The organism is Janthinobacterium sp. CG_23.4 (assembly GCF_029892305.1).
GTDB classification, from domain to species: Bacteria; Pseudomonadota; Gammaproteobacteria; order Burkholderiales; family Burkholderiaceae_D; genus Janthinobacterium; species Janthinobacterium lividum_D.
The window spans coordinates 2,098,815-2,113,283 of the sequence record NZ_JARXUX010000001.1 but is presented as its reverse complement, the minus strand read 5'-3'; the positions used below and the strand labels follow the sequence as shown (position 1 = coordinate 2,113,283).

Sequence of the window (14,469 nt, the reverse complement as noted above, 5' to 3'; positions counted from 1 at the left end):
CCAACTATTGGCAAGCTCAACTGCAACCGGCCCCCCCCCTGCGCGCGGCGGACTCAGCTCTGGCATTCGTACACGATCTCGACCTTGGCCGTGTCGACCGGAAGGAATACGAAACAAGGAATGCCGCCATGCCGCTCCCGGGCGGTAAAATCATTGCTATTGACCAGGCTGTGGTTAGCAAAACGCTCTCGTTCCTTTCATCACTGTGGAGACAGCTGCGTCACAGCCGGTCATTCAGGAACGTTGTATATTGAAAGGCAATATGTATGTCTGGCAACACCCATGTTTCTGAGCGCCTCAAAAGCTGCCGCGAGAATCTTCATATCTCACAAGTGCTGCTTGCCGAACTGGCGGGCATCAATCCCACGCAACTGTATCGCTATGAATCAGGCAAAGCCAAACTACTTATGGATGCGGCAGATAAGATTGCCGCAACCCTCGACGTCAGCACCGCCTGGCTCGTGCATGGCACATTGCCCATCGCCAGAGGGACGCAAATCGACCCGCCAGTGCCGGCCGGAGGGGCGCTAATCCTGAATTTTCTGGAACTTCCCCCCGTGCTGGCCTCCGCCGTGCAGCGCCTGTCCATGCAAAATGGCAGCACCGTAGAAATAGAGTTGCTGGACCTCGCGCGTCAAGGCCTCGAAGCCATCCAAAAAAAAGCCTTGGATTGCGCCGAGTCCGCAAGCAAGAGCGAGAAATAACCGGATCACTACCTTGCTGGGAAGTCGCGGTAGCTGGAGTGGTGCAGCGCACGGGGAAATACACGGAGCGTGATTCACGCGCTGACCTGTGTCGTCAAAAAACTGCCTGATGGCTCGATGGAGTCATTGACCTGGGATCGCGGTGTAGACGTCAATGCAAGTATTTCCTTGGCGCGACGGATCAAGCGCACGCACATCAAAAAAATGGCCATTGATAATTCTTTTTGAATTATCAACGGCCATCTATTTTTCACTTTAACTTTAAACAGTTAAAGCGAACTCATCACTCCCACTCGATGGTCGCAGGCGGCTTGCCGGAAATATCGTAGACGACGCGGTTGATGCCGCGTACTTCATTGATGATACGGTTCGACACCTTGCCCAGCAGGCTGTGCGGCAGATGCGCCCAGTGGGCCGTCATAAAGTCTTGCGTCTGCACGGCGCGCAGGGCCACCACGTATTCGTAGGTGCGGCCATCGCCCATCACGCCCACCGATTTGACGGGCAGGAAGACGGCGAAAGCCTGGCTGGTGGCTTCGTACCAGTTCGCAGGCAGCGCATCCGGATCGACGGCCTGGCCGGCGACGAATTCGTACGGCGTGTTGCGCAGCTCTTCGATGAAGATGGCATCGGCGCGGCGCAGCAGGTCGGCGTAGTCTTTCTTGACTTCGCCGAGAATGCGCACGCCCAGCCCCGGGCCCGGAAATGGGTGACGGTAGACCATGTCATGCGGCAAGCCCAGGGCGACGCCCAACTTACGCACTTCGTCCTTGAACAGTTCGCGCAAGGGTTCGAGCAACTTGAGCTTCATGGTGTCAGGCAAGCCGCCCACGTTGTGGTGGCTCTTGATGGTCTGGCCTTTCTTGCCTTTGCCGGCCGATTCGATCACGTCGGGGTAGATCGTGCCTTGCGCCAGCCATTTGGCGTTGACCAGCTTGCCAGATTCGACCTGGAACACTTCGACAAATTCGCGGCCGATGATCTTGCGCTTCTGCTCGGGATCGGTGACGCCAGCCAAGTGGCCCATGAACTGCTCTTCCGCATCGACGCGGATGACTTTCACGCCCAGGTTCTTGGCGAACATATCCATTACCATCTTGCCTTCGTCCAGGCGCAGCAGGCCGTGGTCGACGAAGACGCAGGTCAGCTGGTCGCCGATGGCGCGATGGATCAGGGCAGCGGCCACGGACGAATCGACGCCGCCGGACAGGCCCAGGATGACGTCGTCGCTACCGACCTGCGCGCGGATTTTCTCTACCGCTTCGCTGATGTAGTCGGGCATGTTCCAGTCCGATTTGCAGCCGCAGATATCATGCACGAAACGGCCGATCATGGCCTTGCCCTGCACCGTGTGCGTCACTTCCGGATGGAATTGCACGCCGTAGAACTGGCGCTCTTCGTCGGCCATGGCGGCGATCGGGCAGCTCGGCGTGTTGCCCATCAACTTGAAGCCTGGCGGCATTTCCAGCACTTTGTCGCCGTGGCTCATCCACACTTTCAGCATGCCGTGGCCTTCGTCGGTGACGAAGTCGGCAATACCGTTGAGCAATTTGGTATGGCTGCGGGCGCGCACTTCGGCGTAGCCGAATTCGCGTACCAGGCCGTTTTCCACCTTGCCGCCCAGTTGGGCTGCCATGGTTTGCATGCCGTAGCAGATACCCAGCACAGGCACGCCCAGTTCGAACACGGCTTGCGGCGCGCGCGGCGAATCGCCGTCCAGGGTGGAATTATGGCTACCCGACAAGATCACGCCGGCGGCGCCATAGTTGCGCACGAATTCGTCGCTGACGTCATACGGAAAAACTTCGGAAAACACGCCGGAATCGCGCACGCGGCGGGCGATCAACTGGGTGACTTGGGAACCGAAATCGAGAATGAGGATTTTAGAATGCATGATGGGGGCTTTATCTGGGGTCATTACAAAACCGGCGCACTGGGCGCCGGTCTGGTCTGTCGCTATAGCGCAGCGGAAAAATTATTCAGAGCAAGGCACTGTAACGCAGCCATGGGCAATTTTTCCTGTTGCGCTTACTCGGAGCGGTAGTTTGGCGCTTCCTTGGTGATCTGCACATCATGGACATGCGACTCGCGCATGCCGGCCGAGGTGATTTCCACGAATTCCGCTTTTTCGCGCAGTTCGTCAATGGTAGCGCAACCGCAGTAACCCATCGATTGACGCACGCCGCCCACCAGTTGGAAGATGATCGCCAGCACGCTGCCTTTGTAAGCCACGCGGCCTTCGATACCTTCAGGCACAAACTTGTCGGCCTTCATGGTGGCGTCCTGGAAGTAACGATCGGCCGAGCCGTCAGACATGGCACCGAGCGAACCCATGCCGCGGTACGATTTGTAGCTGCGGCCCTGGTACAAGATCACTTCGCCTGGCGCTTCTTCCGTACCGGCAAACATGGAACCCATCATGACGGTCGAGGCGCCAGCGGCCAGCGCTTTCGAGATATCGCCCGAGAAGCGGATACCGCCGTCGGCAATACATGGCACGCCCGTACCTTCGAGTGCTTCGGCGACGTTCGAGATGGCGGTGATTTGCGGCACGCCCACACCGGCAACGATACGCGTGGTGCAGATCGAGCCAGGACCGATACCGACCTTGACTGCGTCGGCGCCGTATTCCACCAGCGCCTTGGCGGCAGCGGCGGTGGCGATATTGCCGCCAATTACTTCCACTTGCGGGTACTTGGTCTTGATCCAACGTACGCGGTCCAGGATGCCTTGCGAGTGGCCGTGGGCCGTGTCCACGACCAGCACGTCGACGCCAGCGGCAACGAGCAGGTCGATACGTTCTTCATCCTTGGCGCCAACGCCGACGGCAGCACCGACGAGCAACTTGCCCTGGCTGTCTTTCGACGCGAACGGGTGCGAGGTCGACTTCTGGATATCCTTGACGGTGATCAAGCCGCGCAGCTCAAACGCGTCATTGACCACCAGCACGCGCTCGAGGCGGTGCTTGTTCATCAGGCGCTTGGCTTCGGCCGTATCGGCATCTTCGCTGACGACCACGAGTTTTTCGCGCGGAGTCATCTTGGCGGAGGCTTCTGCGTCGAGTTCCTTTTCAAAGCGCAAGTCGCGGTTGGTGATGATACCGACCACTTCCTTGCCCTTGACGACAGGGAAACCACTGATGCCGTATTGTTCTGTCAGCGCAATCACGTCGCGGATTTTCATCTCTGGCGGAATCGTGATCGGATCGCGCAACACGCCAGCTTCGAAACGTTTTACGCGGGCCACTTCACGTGCCTGGTCCTTCGGATTCAAATTCTTGTGGATGATGCCGATGCCGCCTTCCTGGGCCATCGCGATCGCCAGGCGCGCTTCCGTCACCGTATCCATGGCTGCGGACAGCAAGGGAATATTCAGGGTAATATTGCGGGTCAGGCGAGTTTTGAGGGACGTATCGGCGGGCAGAACGTTGGAGTAGGCTGGGACGAGCAGCACGTCATCGAATGTGAGTGCTTTTTGAAGTAGACGCATAGCATTTCCTATTGGCGCAAAAGTAGATTATACAGAAAAAAGTGCCCTCCGTCCTTGCTGCCCAGAAAAGATAATTGAAAATAGCTAAAAACCGCTCGCCAGGCAAATACCACAGCGGCGCCCTGCCCGCTCAGCCTTTTACAGGCTTGCTGCCGGCGCGGCGCCGGCGCGCCTCCTTCGGGTCGGCCTGCAAGGGCCGGTACACTTCCACCCGATCACCGTCGCGCAATACGCTATCGAGCGGCTTTTTCTTGCCATAGATGCCCACCATATTGATGGCCAGGTCTATGCCTGGGATGGCCTGCAACAAACCACTGTGCGCCACCGCCTGCTCAATGGAAGTGCCTGCAGGCACACGCAAGGAGCGCAGGAAGGTGCTGTCGGGCAGGGCGTGGCACACCTGCACCGTGATGTCCGCCTCAGCCATACACCGCCTCCGCGCGCTTGCAGAAGGAATCGACCATGCTGTTGGCGATCATGCCGAAGACGGGGCCGATGATCTGCTCGAGCACGCGGCTGGAAAACTCGTAGTGCAGGTCCAGTTCGATCTTGCAAGCATCTGCGCGCAGGGCCTTGAAGGTCCAAACGCCATCGAGGGTCTTGAAAGGACCATCGACCAGCTTCATCTTGATGGAAGTCGGCGCCACGTTCTCGTTGGACGTGGTGAAGCTTTGGCGCACGCCGTGGTAATGTATGCCCACGCTGGCGACGACCGTGCTCTCGCCACGCTCGCGCACCTCGACCACACCACACCAAGGCAGGAATTTGGGATAATCCTCCACCGCTGCCACCAGCGCGAACATTTGTTCAGCGCTATAGCCGAGAAAAACTGATTTATGTACTACTGCCATTGAAGAACCATTTGCTATGATGTTGAATATAGTGATTTTATCGCGCTTGCGCGAGACAGTAGTTTAACCGACCCGCGCACATTTACCATCTCATGACCATAGCAGACAACAGAAAAGCCTTCCACGACTACTTTATCGAGGACCGCTACGAAGCGGGCATCGTGCTCGAAGGCTGGGAAGTCAAAGCCATACGCGACGCCCGTGTACAAATCAAGGAAGCCTACGTTGTCGTTCGCGGCGACGAACTATTCCTGTTCGGCGCGCATATCAGCGCCCTGCCGACCGCCTCCACGCATATCCACCCGGAAGCCGTACGCACACGCAAGCTGCTGCTGCACCGTGCGGAAATGGATAAACTGATCGGCAAGGTGGAGCGCTCCGGCTTTACGCTGGTGCCACTCAACCTGCACTACAAGGGTGGCCGCGTAAAATGCGAAATCGGCCTGGCCAAAGGCAAGAAGCAGCACGACAAGCGTGCTGCCGAGCGCGACCGCGATGGCGCGCGCGAAGTGCAGGCGGCAATGAAGTCACACCGCCGCTGATACGCCACTGCGCGCAGCGTGCTGGGCGATTTCAAAGAGCATACGCATCAACAAACCCGGCTATATGCCGGGTTTTATTTTGCCAGTATCTGGGACAAGCGGAAAACTCGGCGCGGCAGGCCTAAAACAGGGAAGGGATTGGATCAGGCGGGAAGTAGACTGGCATGATCAAAAATGCCGTGGTGATGCGCAGAAGTAAAATAGCTTGGCCGGCTTGACCAATGAGAAAAAAATTAACAAAGTCACGGATGCTTGCATGCGGCCTTGCACCGCGTCTGTAGCACTGCATAGGACAAGCATCCGAATGAACGGTTGTTTAAACCTTCAGCAGATCGCGCGACTTCCCCGAATCGGTCCACTCTTTAACCCATTTCGGTTGACGACCACGGCCAGTCCATTGCTGCGTCGCGTCATCCGGATTGCGATAGCGCACTGCGACCGTGCCCGTTTTAGCGCGAATACCTGTACCGACCAGATCTTTAACAGAAACGCCCACGCTCTGGGCAATCGCCAAGATTTGCTCGCGCGCTTTGGACAGATCATCCTGTTCGCGTTTCTTCATTTGCTTCTTGATGTCGTCCTGCAAGGTGCGCAGCTCGGACAGGGATAAGCTCGACAGATCCATGAAATTTCCTTGTGTGAGTTGAAAAATATAACTGAACAGCTAAATTCTATCCAATTGTAACGCGACTGAGGTGATTTTTCTAAAGATTTGATTTATTTTTTACAATTCGATGCGCAAAAAACCTGTTTCCCCGGCTTTCAAGCAATACCAGTCTTCAATCACGCGAGCACACATCGAACTTGGACGACCTGCACAAGTACCGCTGTTTCGTACGACTGCGATTCGACACAAGGCCATCGCTTGCATTCACCTTTCGTACTTTTTTCATTGCGATTTATAATAATTATAAATTGCAATTAAAAATACGCATGGGCTCAATACTATCGCCAATCGCGCATCATTTGCAAGCGCCACCCAGCATCCTGCGCAGCAGATGTTACGTCTATCAAGACAATAAGCGGCGCCTTACAGCACATCATCTTGAAAGTGCATATAGCATAGCATGAAGAAAAAATTTTCAACGTAATTGATTAAGCCGACGATACTCCAATCCTGCCGCCAGCAGATAATCGGAGCAGCACAAATGCAAACTGCCCGCTATACAGCGGGCAGTATTGACGAAAACTTGCTACGGGCTTGCTATTGACCTAACCAGTCCAGTAATCAGGGCAGCGCCACGCTGCCTTTCGGCTTCTGCGTTTTCACCACCTGCATCGCCGTGGCGATCAAACCACTGATATCGCCCAGATTGGCCGGCACGATAATCGAGTTATTGGTTTTCGCCAATTGCGCAAACGCGCCCACATACTGCTCGGCTACTTTCAGGTTGACGGCGTCCTCGCCGCCCGGCTCACGAATGGCGGCAGCCACCTGGCGCAGCGCCTCGGCACTGGCTTGGGCCAGCGCAACGATGGCGGTGGCCTGGCCTTCGGCGCGGTTGATCGATGCCTGCTTCTCGCCTTCCGAGCGGGCAATGTTCGCTTCGCGCTCACCGCTGGCAATATTGATCTGCTCCTGCTTGCGTCCTTCCGAGGCGGCAATCAATGCGCGCTTTTCGCGCTCGGCTGTAATCTGCGCTTGCATCGCATGCAAAATTTCCTTGGGCGGTGTCAAATCCTTGATTTCATATCGCAATACCTTGACACCCCAATTCGCCGCCGATTCATCGATGGCATTCACGATAGCCGTATTAATATGGTCGCGTTCTTCAAATGTCTTGTCGAGTTCCATTTTACCGATCACCGAACGCAAGGTGGTTTGCGCCAATTGTGTAATGGCAGCAATATAATTCGACGAGCCATATGAAGCGCGCATGGCGTCAGTAATCTGGAAATACAGAATGCCATCGACCTGCAATTGCGTATTGTCACGCGTAATGCACACCTGCGGCGGCACGTCGAGTGGAATTTCCTTGAGCACATGTTTATAGGCGATGCGATCAACAAAAGGCACGACGATATTCAGGCCAGGCCCTAATACCGCATGGAACTTGCCCAGGCGCTCGACCACCCAGGCATGCTGCTGCGGCACCACATTGACCGTCTTGAAGACAAATACCAATGCCAGCAATAACAAGACCAGCGACATGCTTCCGATGCTTACTTCCATAATCTACTCTCCAGGTTATCCAACAATCAAACGGCTGCCACGCACGGCACGTATGGTGTAATGACCGGCCTGCGCATCGCTGCCTGCAATCAACTCCACATCCCACAAAGCGCCGCGATACATCACGCGCGCCGCGCCATCGACCCAGTGCGCGACCGCCACGCTTTGGCCGATATCCATATTCACATTCGGATCCTGTGCAGCATCGCGCCGCGCCGCCCTGCCAAAACGGCTGCGCCGCAATAACAGCGTGGCCGCCACGCCGACTATGGCCGCTGTCACGGCCTGCCAGAAGCCATTGCCGCCTGCCAGCGCCACCAACCCTCCAGCGGCGATACCGATGGCGATCATCAGCAAATAAAACGTGCCTGTAAATAGTTCCAGGATCAATACCATGCCAGCTGCCACGAACCAGCCTACCCATTCAGCCATGATGCCTCCACCCTTATATCTCCGAAAATAAAAAAACCCCGCAGCCTATATAAGCGACGGGGTTTAATGCACAGTACTGCCTGATATTTTTCTTGCCAAACACTTATATGCAAACAGTCTAACGCAATTCCTGACGGCGTCAATAGCCGGGACAGCAGCAGGGGCGCGGGCCCGGCATTTACTCTTCCAGCAGGCTGCGCAACATCCACGCCGTCTTTTCATGCAAATCGAGGCGCTGCGTGATCAAATCTGCCGTCGGCTGGTCATTGGCTTTTTCCAGCAGCGGGAACAGCCGGCGCGCCGTGCGCGCGGTCGCTTCCTGCGCCGCCACCAAGTGGCTGACCATGTCGAGTGCCGGCGGTACGCCCTCGATTTCCTTGATCGAGGCGAGCTTGACGAACTCCTTGTAGGTGCCCGGTGCCGGATAGCCAAGCGCGCGGATACGCTCGGCGATCAGGTCCAGCGCGCCCCACTGCTCCGTATATTGGGCCATGAACATCTGGTGCAGGGTGTTGAACATCGGCCCCTTGACGTTCCAATGAAAATTATGCGTCATCAGGTACAAGGTATAGCTGTCGGCCAGCAGGCCGGACAGTCCTTCCGCGATCTTCGCGCGATCCACCTCGGAAATACCGATGTCGATCTTTGTAGTCTTGCTTGGTTTTTTGCTTGCCATATGAACTCCGGTCTATGTGTTGGTGAAATCATTTTAGCTGATCTTGCGCCACCCCATCAATCTGGCGCGTGCAGCGCCCAGCATCAGCTTGAGATCTATGCGCGAGGCGTAAAAAAACCCGCTGCCAGGTGAGCGGCAGCGGGTTTTCAGAAGGCGAAAAGATGCTTATGCTTTCAGCGCAGCGAGCTTTTGCCAGGTATCGATCACCGAGTCCGGATTGAGCGACATCGATTCGATGCCCTGCTCCATCAACCAGACGGCGAAGTCAGGGTGGTCCGAAGGACCCTGGCCGCAGATGCCGATGTATTTGCCACGCGCCAGGCAAGCCTTGATGGCCATCGACAGCAGGGCTTTCACGGCTGGATCGCGCTCGTCGAAGTCGGCCGCCAGCAATTCCATGCCGGAATCGCGGTCCAGGCCCAGGGTGAGCTGGGTCAAGTCGTTCGAGCCGATCGAGAAACCATCGAAATGATCAAGGAACTGATCGGCCAGGATGGCGTTCGACGGCACTTCGCACATCATGATGACGCGCAAGTCGTTCTCGCCGCGCTTCAGGCCATTTTTCGCCAGCAGGTCGATGACTTTCTCCGCCTGCCCCAGGGTGCGCACGAATGGCACCATGATTTCAACGTTCGTCAGGCCCATGTCGTTGCGCACGCGCTTCATCGCTTCGCATTCCATGTTGAACGCTTCAGAGAAGTCGGCCGACAGGTAGCGTGCCGCACCGCGGAAGCCCAGCATCGGGTTTTCCTCGTCCGGCTCGTAGCGCGAACCGCCGATCAGCTTCTTGTACTCGTTCGACTTGAAGTCGGACAGGCGCACGATGACTTTTTTCGGCCAGAATGCGGCGGCAATGGTAGCGATGCCTTCGGCCAGCTTGTCGATATAGAACGCTTTCGGCGAAGCGTGGCCACGCGCCACCGATTCTACGGCCTTCTTCAAGTCGGCATCGATGTTCGGGTATTCCAGGATCGCGCGCGGGTGCACACCAATATTGTTATTGATGATGAATTCCAGACGCGCCAGGCCCACGCCCGCATTTGGCACCGACTGGAAGTCGAAGGCCAGTTGCGGATTGCCCACGTTAAGCATGATCTTGGTGTCGAGCTTAGGCAATTCGCCGCGCGACACTTCCGACACTTCCGTTTCCAGCAAGCCATCATAGATCTTGCCTTCGTCGCCTTCGGAGCACACCACGGTGACAAAGGTGCCGTCTTTCAGCACGTCGGTGGCGTTGCCGCAGCCAACGACAGCAGGCACGCCCAGTTCACGCGCGATAATTGCTGCGTGACAAGTACGACCGCCACGGTTGGTGACGATGGCCGAGGCACGCTTCATGACCGGTTCCCAGTTCGGGTCCGTCATGTCGGCAACGAGTACGTCGCCTGGCTGCACGCGCTCCATGTCGGCCGGGTCGTGAATCACGCGCACGGGGCCGGCGCCGATCTTCTGGCCGATGGCGCGCCCCGAAGTCAGCACCGTGCCGGTGCTCTTCAGCTTGAAGCGTTCCTGCACGTCGGTCGCCTTTTGCTGCGACTTGACGGTTTCAGGACGCGCTTGCAAGATGTACAGCTTGCCGTCGCGGCCATCCTTGCCCCACTCGATGTCCATAGGACGGCCGTAGTGGTTCTCGATGATGACGGCGTACTTTGCCAGCTCTACCACTTCGCTGTCGTTCAGCGAGTAGCGGTTGCGCATTTCGACGGGCACGTCGACGGTTTTCACGGAGCGGCCAGCTTTTGCTTCGTGCGTAAATTCCATTTTCAGCAGTTTCGAGCCGATATTGCGACGGATCACAGGCGACTTGCCTTTTTCCAGCATCGGCTTGTGCACATAGAATTCGTCGGGATTGACGGCGCCCTGCACCACCGTTTCGCCCAGGCCATAGCTGGAAGTGACGAACACCACGTCCTTGAAGCCCGACTCGGTATCGATGGTAAACATCACGCCGGCCGCACCCAGGTCAGAGCGCACCATGCGCTGCACGCCAGCCGACAAAGCCACTTCAGCGTGCGTAAAACCTTTGTGTACACGGTAAGAGATGGCGCGGTCGTTGTACAGCGAGGCGAACACCTGTTTCATGGCGTCGAGCACGTTGTCGATGCCGACCACGTTCAGGAAGGTTTCTTGTTGACCGGCAAAAGAGGCGTCCGGCAAGTCTTCCGCCGTCGCCGAGGAACGCACGGCAAACGACATTTCCGTATCGGAATCGGCGACCAGCTTGGCGTAGAACTGGTCGATTTCTGCGGCCAGGCGTGGCTGGAACGGGGTTTCCACGATCCACTGACGGATCTCGGCACCGGCTTGCGCCAGCGAGCGCACATCATCGATGTTCAGGCCTTCGAGGCGCTGGGCGATGCGTTCGGCCAGCGGCAAGCCGCCGTTTGCGCTATACGAGAGGAAATCGCGAAATGCCTGCGCCGTGGTGGCAAAGCCACCGGGCACGCGCACGCCGGCTTCTGCCAGCTGGCTGATCATTTCGCCCAGGGAGGCGTTCTTGCCGCCGACAGATTCGACATCCGTCATGCGCAAATGCTCGAACGCGGCGACATACACCGCGTCCTTGTCTTCCTGCTGTTGCGATACTGCGTTGGTCATAATGACACCCTTACTGATGATAGAAATCTTTACGCGCGGCGCACTGACAGTGTTCTTGTTATTCTTGGCGTCGTGCAGCACAATCATACCGTTCCAACCATTTTACCTTGTGCGGCGCAAATTGACGACGCACAATCTTGATCAGAAAACCCATGACACAAGATCCACGCCCCCCTCTGCCCTCCGCGGCCCGCACCGTCTTTTTCGTTTCCGACGGCACCGGCATCACCGCCGAGACCTTCGGCCACTCGGTGCTGACGCAGTTCGATCTGCGCTTCCGCCAGATCCGCCTGCCCTTCATCGATACCATGGACAAGGCCTACGAGGCGGCGCGCAAGATCAACGAAGCCTTCGCCGCCGACGGTCAGCGGCCGATCATTTTCTCCACCCTCGTGAAGAACGACCTATCGGCCGTGATCCGCAAGTCCAGCGGCATGCATATGGACTTGATCCAGACCTTTGTCGCACCGCTGGAGCAGGAACTGGGCGTGATGTCGACCCACACCATCGGGCGCTCGCACAATATCGTCGACAGCGAGGAGTACAAGAACCGCATCGAAGCGATCAACTATTCATTGGCGCACGACGACGGCCAGTCGCATAAAAACCTGTCCTCGGCCGATGTCATTCTGGTGGGTGTTTCACGCTCTGGCAAGACCCCGACCAGCTTGTACCTGGCCATGCAATACGGCATCAAGGCGGCCAATTATCCGCTGATTCCCGACGATTTCGAACGCGACAAACTACCTTCCGCGCTACTGGAGTTTAAGAATAAAATTTTTGGATTAAGCATTACGCCCGAACGTTTGTCGGAAATACGCAACGAAAGACGCGCAGGAAGCAAGTATGCGGCCATAGAAAATTGCCGTTACGAAGTCAACGAGGCGGAAAAAATGATGAAACGCGAAGGCATCCGCTGGCTCTCATCGACCACCAAATCGATCGAAGAGATCTCCACGACGATCCTGCAAGAGATCAAGCCGAACCGCCGCGAGTACTAGAACGCTTGAGCAAACCTGCTGCGCGTCGGTATCGGCGGCTTGCGTCGGTTTGTCAGCTGTTCGTTTCTCTTGAAAGCAGCGTCAGCGCCATCAAGGCGGGCAGCGGCAACTGCTGCCCATTGGCTGGCGTTACCTGCGACAACAGCAGCAGTTTAGGCCCGATGGCCTGCTGCATCGCCGCAGCATAGCGGGCGACGATCTCGTCGTCGCTGATCGGCAAGCTCAGTCTGACCTCAGTGCTGGTCACACCACGGCGCTACGCCAGCCAGCGCATGGCCGTGCGCGTGGCCGGATAATCGAGATGACTCCACAACACGGTGTCACCGGCCTGCAAGCCCCGATACTGCGTGATCAGCACCTGCATGGATCAGCGCGGCCAGGCGCTGACGCAGCATGCACGGGCGCCGCCATGGCGCCGAAGTAGCCGTGCTCCAGATTGACGATGCCATCGGGCGGCGCAGGATACAGCGCGGCGACCTGGCGCCACCGGGCCGCGTCAGTGACAGCCGCATCGTCGGCACGCGAGAGGGAAAGCGGAAGGTCAAGCATGGCGGGCCTGAGCGTAAAGTGTCAGCTCTGGCTCTGGCGCACCTGTTCAAAGAAGCACACGGCGGCGCAAGCGGCCACATTCAGCGATTCGATCTGGCCCAGGTGGGGAATGACCACCTGCTGCGTGGCCATCGACAGCAGGTCGTCTGCCACGCCCTGCCCTTCATGGCCAAACAGCCAGGCGACGGGCTGGCGCAGGTCAACGTCATACAGACGCTGCGTGGCGTAGCCGCTGGTGGCCAGGGTACTTACCTTGGCGCCCGCAACCAGCGCCGCCAGGTCGACGTTCTCGAAGATGTCGAGCACAAAGTGTGCGCCCATGGCAGCGCGCAACACCTTCGGCGACCAGCAGAAGGCCGTGCCGGCGCTGCAATACACTTGCGTGATACCGGCAGCGGCGGCGCTGCGCAGGATCGAGCCCACGTTGCCCGGGTCTTGCAAATTATCGAGCAGCACCGCTGACACGCTCAGCGGCGCGCCGACAGCGCGTTCCGGCGTCTCGATCAGGAACATCACACCCACGCCGTGCTCGACCTGGCTCACCGCCTTGTACAGCGCGTCGGGCAAACCCAGTACATGCGCGCGCTGGCTTTCCAGCTGGCCAACGATGTCCGCCACTTCCGGGTTCTGCAAGGCGCTTTCGCTGACGATGCACTGCTCCGGCATGCCGCGCAGCTGCAGGTAGGACTGGCACAGATGTACGCCATCGAGCAGGGTGCGGCCCGACTTGCGGCGCGCCTGTGAACTGCCCGCCAGCTTCAGCAAATCCTTGTATTGCGCATTGTCGCGCGAGCTAATCGTCTTCATGCCAACACCTCCTGCGCGCCGAACAGCGCAATCACATTACGCACAGGGGCGAACGAGCGGCGGTGCACGGGCGAAGCGCCATGCAGATGCAAGCGCTCCAGATGCAGCTTGGTGCCGTAACCCTTGTGCTGGTCGAAGCAATACTCGGGATAGGCTGCATGCAAGTGCACCAGGGCCGCATCGCGCGCCGTCTTGGCCAGGATCGAGGCGGCAGAAATCGCATCGACCTTGTCGTCGCCGCCGATGATGGCCATGCCGCGGATTGGCATCACGGGGCAGCGATTGCCGTCGATCAGGGCCAGGGTCGGCACGATACTCAAGGCCTCGACGGCGCGGCGCATGGCCAGCATCGACGCCTGCAAAATGTTCAGGCGGTCGATCTCCTCTTCCGACGCTTCGGCGATGGCCCAGGCCAGGGCCTTGGCCTTGATCTGCGGCGCCAGCAGGTCGCGCTTGGCCTCGCTCAGTTTTTTCGAGTCGCGCAAGCCATCGATCGGCTGCTGCGGATCGAGGATCACGGCGGCAGCGAACACGGGACCGGCCAGCGGGCCGCGCCCTGCCTCGTCGACACCGCAGATGATTTCATCGAGCGAGAATGGCAAGTCGTCAAACAGGCCAGGATAGATATTTTTCACGTTGAATCTTTG

16 protein-coding genes are annotated in these 14,469 nt (G+C 57.9%); 3 read left to right on the top strand and 13 right to left on the bottom strand.

Features of this window, described 5'->3' with window-relative positions; all coding sequences use genetic code 11:
• Positions 1-266: 266 nt before the first annotated feature.
• A complete protein-coding gene (locus H4V96_RS09605) occupies positions 267-704 on the top strand; it encodes a helix-turn-helix transcriptional regulator (protein WP_196855416.1) in 438 nt (145 codons plus the stop codon).
• Between the two features lie 283 nt (positions 705-987).
• On the opposite strand, the gene guaA is transcribed toward H4V96_RS09605, so the two are convergent.
• The 4 genes from guaA to H4V96_RS09585 all read right to left on the bottom strand — a co-directional run bounded on the left by guaA (position 988) and on the right by H4V96_RS09585 (position 5,044).
• Entirely contained in the window at positions 988-2,598 is a 1,611-nt protein-coding gene (gene guaA / locus H4V96_RS09600) for a glutamine-hydrolyzing GMP synthase (RefSeq protein ID WP_070346660.1), read from the bottom strand.
• A gap of 134 nt (positions 2,599-2,732) precedes the next feature.
• The gene (gene guaB, locus H4V96_RS09595) at positions 2,733-4,193 is read right to left on the bottom strand and encodes an IMP dehydrogenase (RefSeq protein WP_010397676.1); all 1,461 of its coding nucleotides are present in this window, start codon (positions 4,191-4,193) and stop codon (positions 2,733-2,735) included.
• 130 nt (positions 4,194-4,323) lie between these two features.
• Positions 4,324-4,620, bottom strand: coding sequence for an RnfH family protein (locus H4V96_RS09590; RefSeq protein WP_010397674.1), 297 nt, complete (start codon positions 4,618-4,620; stop codon positions 4,324-4,326).
• Positions 4,613-5,044: a type II toxin-antitoxin system RatA family toxin gene (locus H4V96_RS09585; protein ID WP_196855417.1), complete on the bottom strand. Its 432-nt coding sequence runs from the start codon at positions 5,042-5,044 to the stop codon at positions 4,613-4,615. The genes H4V96_RS09590 and H4V96_RS09585 overlap by 8 nt, the downstream gene beginning before the upstream one ends.
• 92 nt (positions 5,045-5,136) lie before the next feature.
• Between H4V96_RS09585 and smpB the strand changes: the two genes are divergently transcribed.
• Positions 5,137-5,586, top strand: coding sequence for an SsrA-binding protein SmpB (gene smpB, locus H4V96_RS09580; protein WP_010397668.1), 450 nt, complete (start codon positions 5,137-5,139; stop codon positions 5,584-5,586).
• Positions 5,587-5,902: 316 nt separating this feature from the next.
• On the opposite strand, the gene H4V96_RS09575 is transcribed toward smpB, so the two are convergent.
• The 5 genes from H4V96_RS09575 to ppsA all read right to left on the bottom strand — a co-directional run bounded on the left by H4V96_RS09575 (position 5,903) and on the right by ppsA (position 11,465).
• A complete protein-coding gene (locus tag H4V96_RS09575; RefSeq protein WP_010397665.1) occupies positions 5,903-6,211 on the bottom strand; it encodes an H-NS histone family protein in 309 nt (102 codons plus the stop codon).
• Positions 6,212-6,814: 603 nt separating this feature from the next.
• Positions 6,815-7,759 (bottom strand): stomatin-like protein, encoded by a 945-nt coding sequence (locus tag H4V96_RS09570; protein ID WP_010397662.1) that lies wholly within the window; start codon positions 7,757-7,759, stop codon positions 6,815-6,817.
• Between the two features lie 15 nt (positions 7,760-7,774).
• Positions 7,775-8,191, bottom strand: coding sequence for an NfeD family protein (locus H4V96_RS09565; RefSeq protein WP_010397660.1), 417 nt, complete (start codon positions 8,189-8,191; stop codon positions 7,775-7,777).
• 178 nt (positions 8,192-8,369) lie between these two features.
• Positions 8,370-8,867: a Dps family protein gene (locus tag H4V96_RS09560; RefSeq protein ID WP_010397658.1), complete on the bottom strand. Its 498-nt coding sequence runs from the start codon at positions 8,865-8,867 to the stop codon at positions 8,370-8,372.
• Positions 8,868-9,032: 165 nt separating this feature from the next.
• On the bottom strand, positions 9,033-11,465 hold the full coding sequence (gene ppsA / locus H4V96_RS09555; protein ID WP_010397656.1) for a phosphoenolpyruvate synthase: 2,433 nt from the start codon (positions 11,463-11,465) through the stop codon (positions 9,033-9,035).
• 152 nt (positions 11,466-11,617) lie between these two features.
• On the opposite strand from ppsA, the gene H4V96_RS09550 reads away from it, so the two are divergent.
• Positions 11,618-12,466: a pyruvate, water dikinase regulatory protein gene (locus H4V96_RS09550; RefSeq protein ID WP_010397654.1), complete on the top strand. Its 849-nt coding sequence runs from the start codon at positions 11,618-11,620 to the stop codon at positions 12,464-12,466.
• A 52-nt stretch (positions 12,467-12,518) separates the two neighbouring features.
• Here H4V96_RS09550 and H4V96_RS09545 read toward each other — a convergent pair whose 3' ends face one another.
• The 4 genes from H4V96_RS09545 to rnhB form a co-directional block, all read right to left on the bottom strand.
• Positions 12,519-12,686 (bottom strand): hypothetical protein, encoded by a 168-nt coding sequence (locus tag H4V96_RS09545; protein WP_280720888.1) that lies wholly within the window; start codon positions 12,684-12,686, stop codon positions 12,519-12,521.
• Between the two features lie 131 nt (positions 12,687-12,817).
• Complete coding sequence (locus H4V96_RS09540) at positions 12,818-13,015, bottom strand: hypothetical protein (RefSeq protein WP_010397651.1); 198 nt, start codon at positions 13,013-13,015, stop codon at positions 12,818-12,820.
• 21 nt (positions 13,016-13,036) lie between these two features.
• Positions 13,037-13,822, bottom strand: a complete 786-nt coding sequence (locus H4V96_RS09535) for an RNA methyltransferase (protein WP_010397649.1) — start codon at positions 13,820-13,822, stop codon at positions 13,037-13,039.
• Positions 13,819-14,457, bottom strand: coding sequence for a ribonuclease HII (gene rnhB / locus H4V96_RS09530; RefSeq protein WP_196855419.1), 639 nt, complete (start codon positions 14,455-14,457; stop codon positions 13,819-13,821). Before rnhB ends, H4V96_RS09535 begins: the two co-directional genes overlap by 4 nt.
• Positions 14,458-14,469 lie beyond the last annotated feature (12 nt).

Coding starts and splice junctions, on each gene's coding strand:
- H4V96_RS09605 (WP_196855416.1), top strand. CDS start 267: ATGTCTGGCAACACCCATGTTTCTGAGCGCCTCAAAAGCTGCCGCGAG.
- guaA (WP_070346660.1), bottom strand. CDS start 2,598: ATGCATTCTAAAATCCTCATTCTCGATTTCGGTTCCCAAGTCACCCAG.
- guaB (WP_010397676.1), bottom strand. CDS start 4,193: ATGCGTCTACTTCAAAAAGCACTCACATTCGATGACGTGCTGCTCGTC.
- H4V96_RS09590 (WP_010397674.1), bottom strand. CDS start 4,620: ATGGCTGAGGCGGACATCACGGTGCAGGTGTGCCACGCCCTGCCCGAC.
- H4V96_RS09585 (WP_196855417.1), bottom strand. CDS start 5,044: ATGGCAGTAGTACATAAATCAGTTTTTCTCGGCTATAGCGCTGAACAA.
- smpB (WP_010397668.1), top strand. CDS start 5,137: ATGACCATAGCAGACAACAGAAAAGCCTTCCACGACTACTTTATCGAG.
- H4V96_RS09575 (WP_010397665.1), bottom strand. CDS start 6,211: ATGGATCTGTCGAGCTTATCCCTGTCCGAGCTGCGCACCTTGCAGGAC.
- H4V96_RS09570 (WP_010397662.1), bottom strand. CDS start 7,759: ATGGAAGTAAGCATCGGAAGCATGTCGCTGGTCTTGTTATTGCTGGCA.
- H4V96_RS09565 (WP_010397660.1), bottom strand. CDS start 8,191: ATGGCTGAATGGGTAGGCTGGTTCGTGGCAGCTGGCATGGTATTGATC.
- H4V96_RS09560 (WP_010397658.1), bottom strand. CDS start 8,867: ATGGCAAGCAAAAAACCAAGCAAGACTACAAAGATCGACATCGGTATT.
- ppsA (WP_010397656.1), bottom strand. CDS start 11,465: ATGACCAACGCAGTATCGCAACAGCAGGAAGACAAGGACGCGGTGTAT.
- H4V96_RS09550 (WP_010397654.1), top strand. CDS start 11,618: ATGACACAAGATCCACGCCCCCCTCTGCCCTCCGCGGCCCGCACCGTC.
- H4V96_RS09540 (WP_010397651.1), bottom strand. CDS start 13,015: ATGCTTGACCTTCCGCTTTCCCTCTCGCGTGCCGACGATGCGGCTGTC.
- H4V96_RS09535 (WP_010397649.1), bottom strand. CDS start 13,822: ATGAAGACGATTAGCTCGCGCGACAATGCGCAATACAAGGATTTGCTG.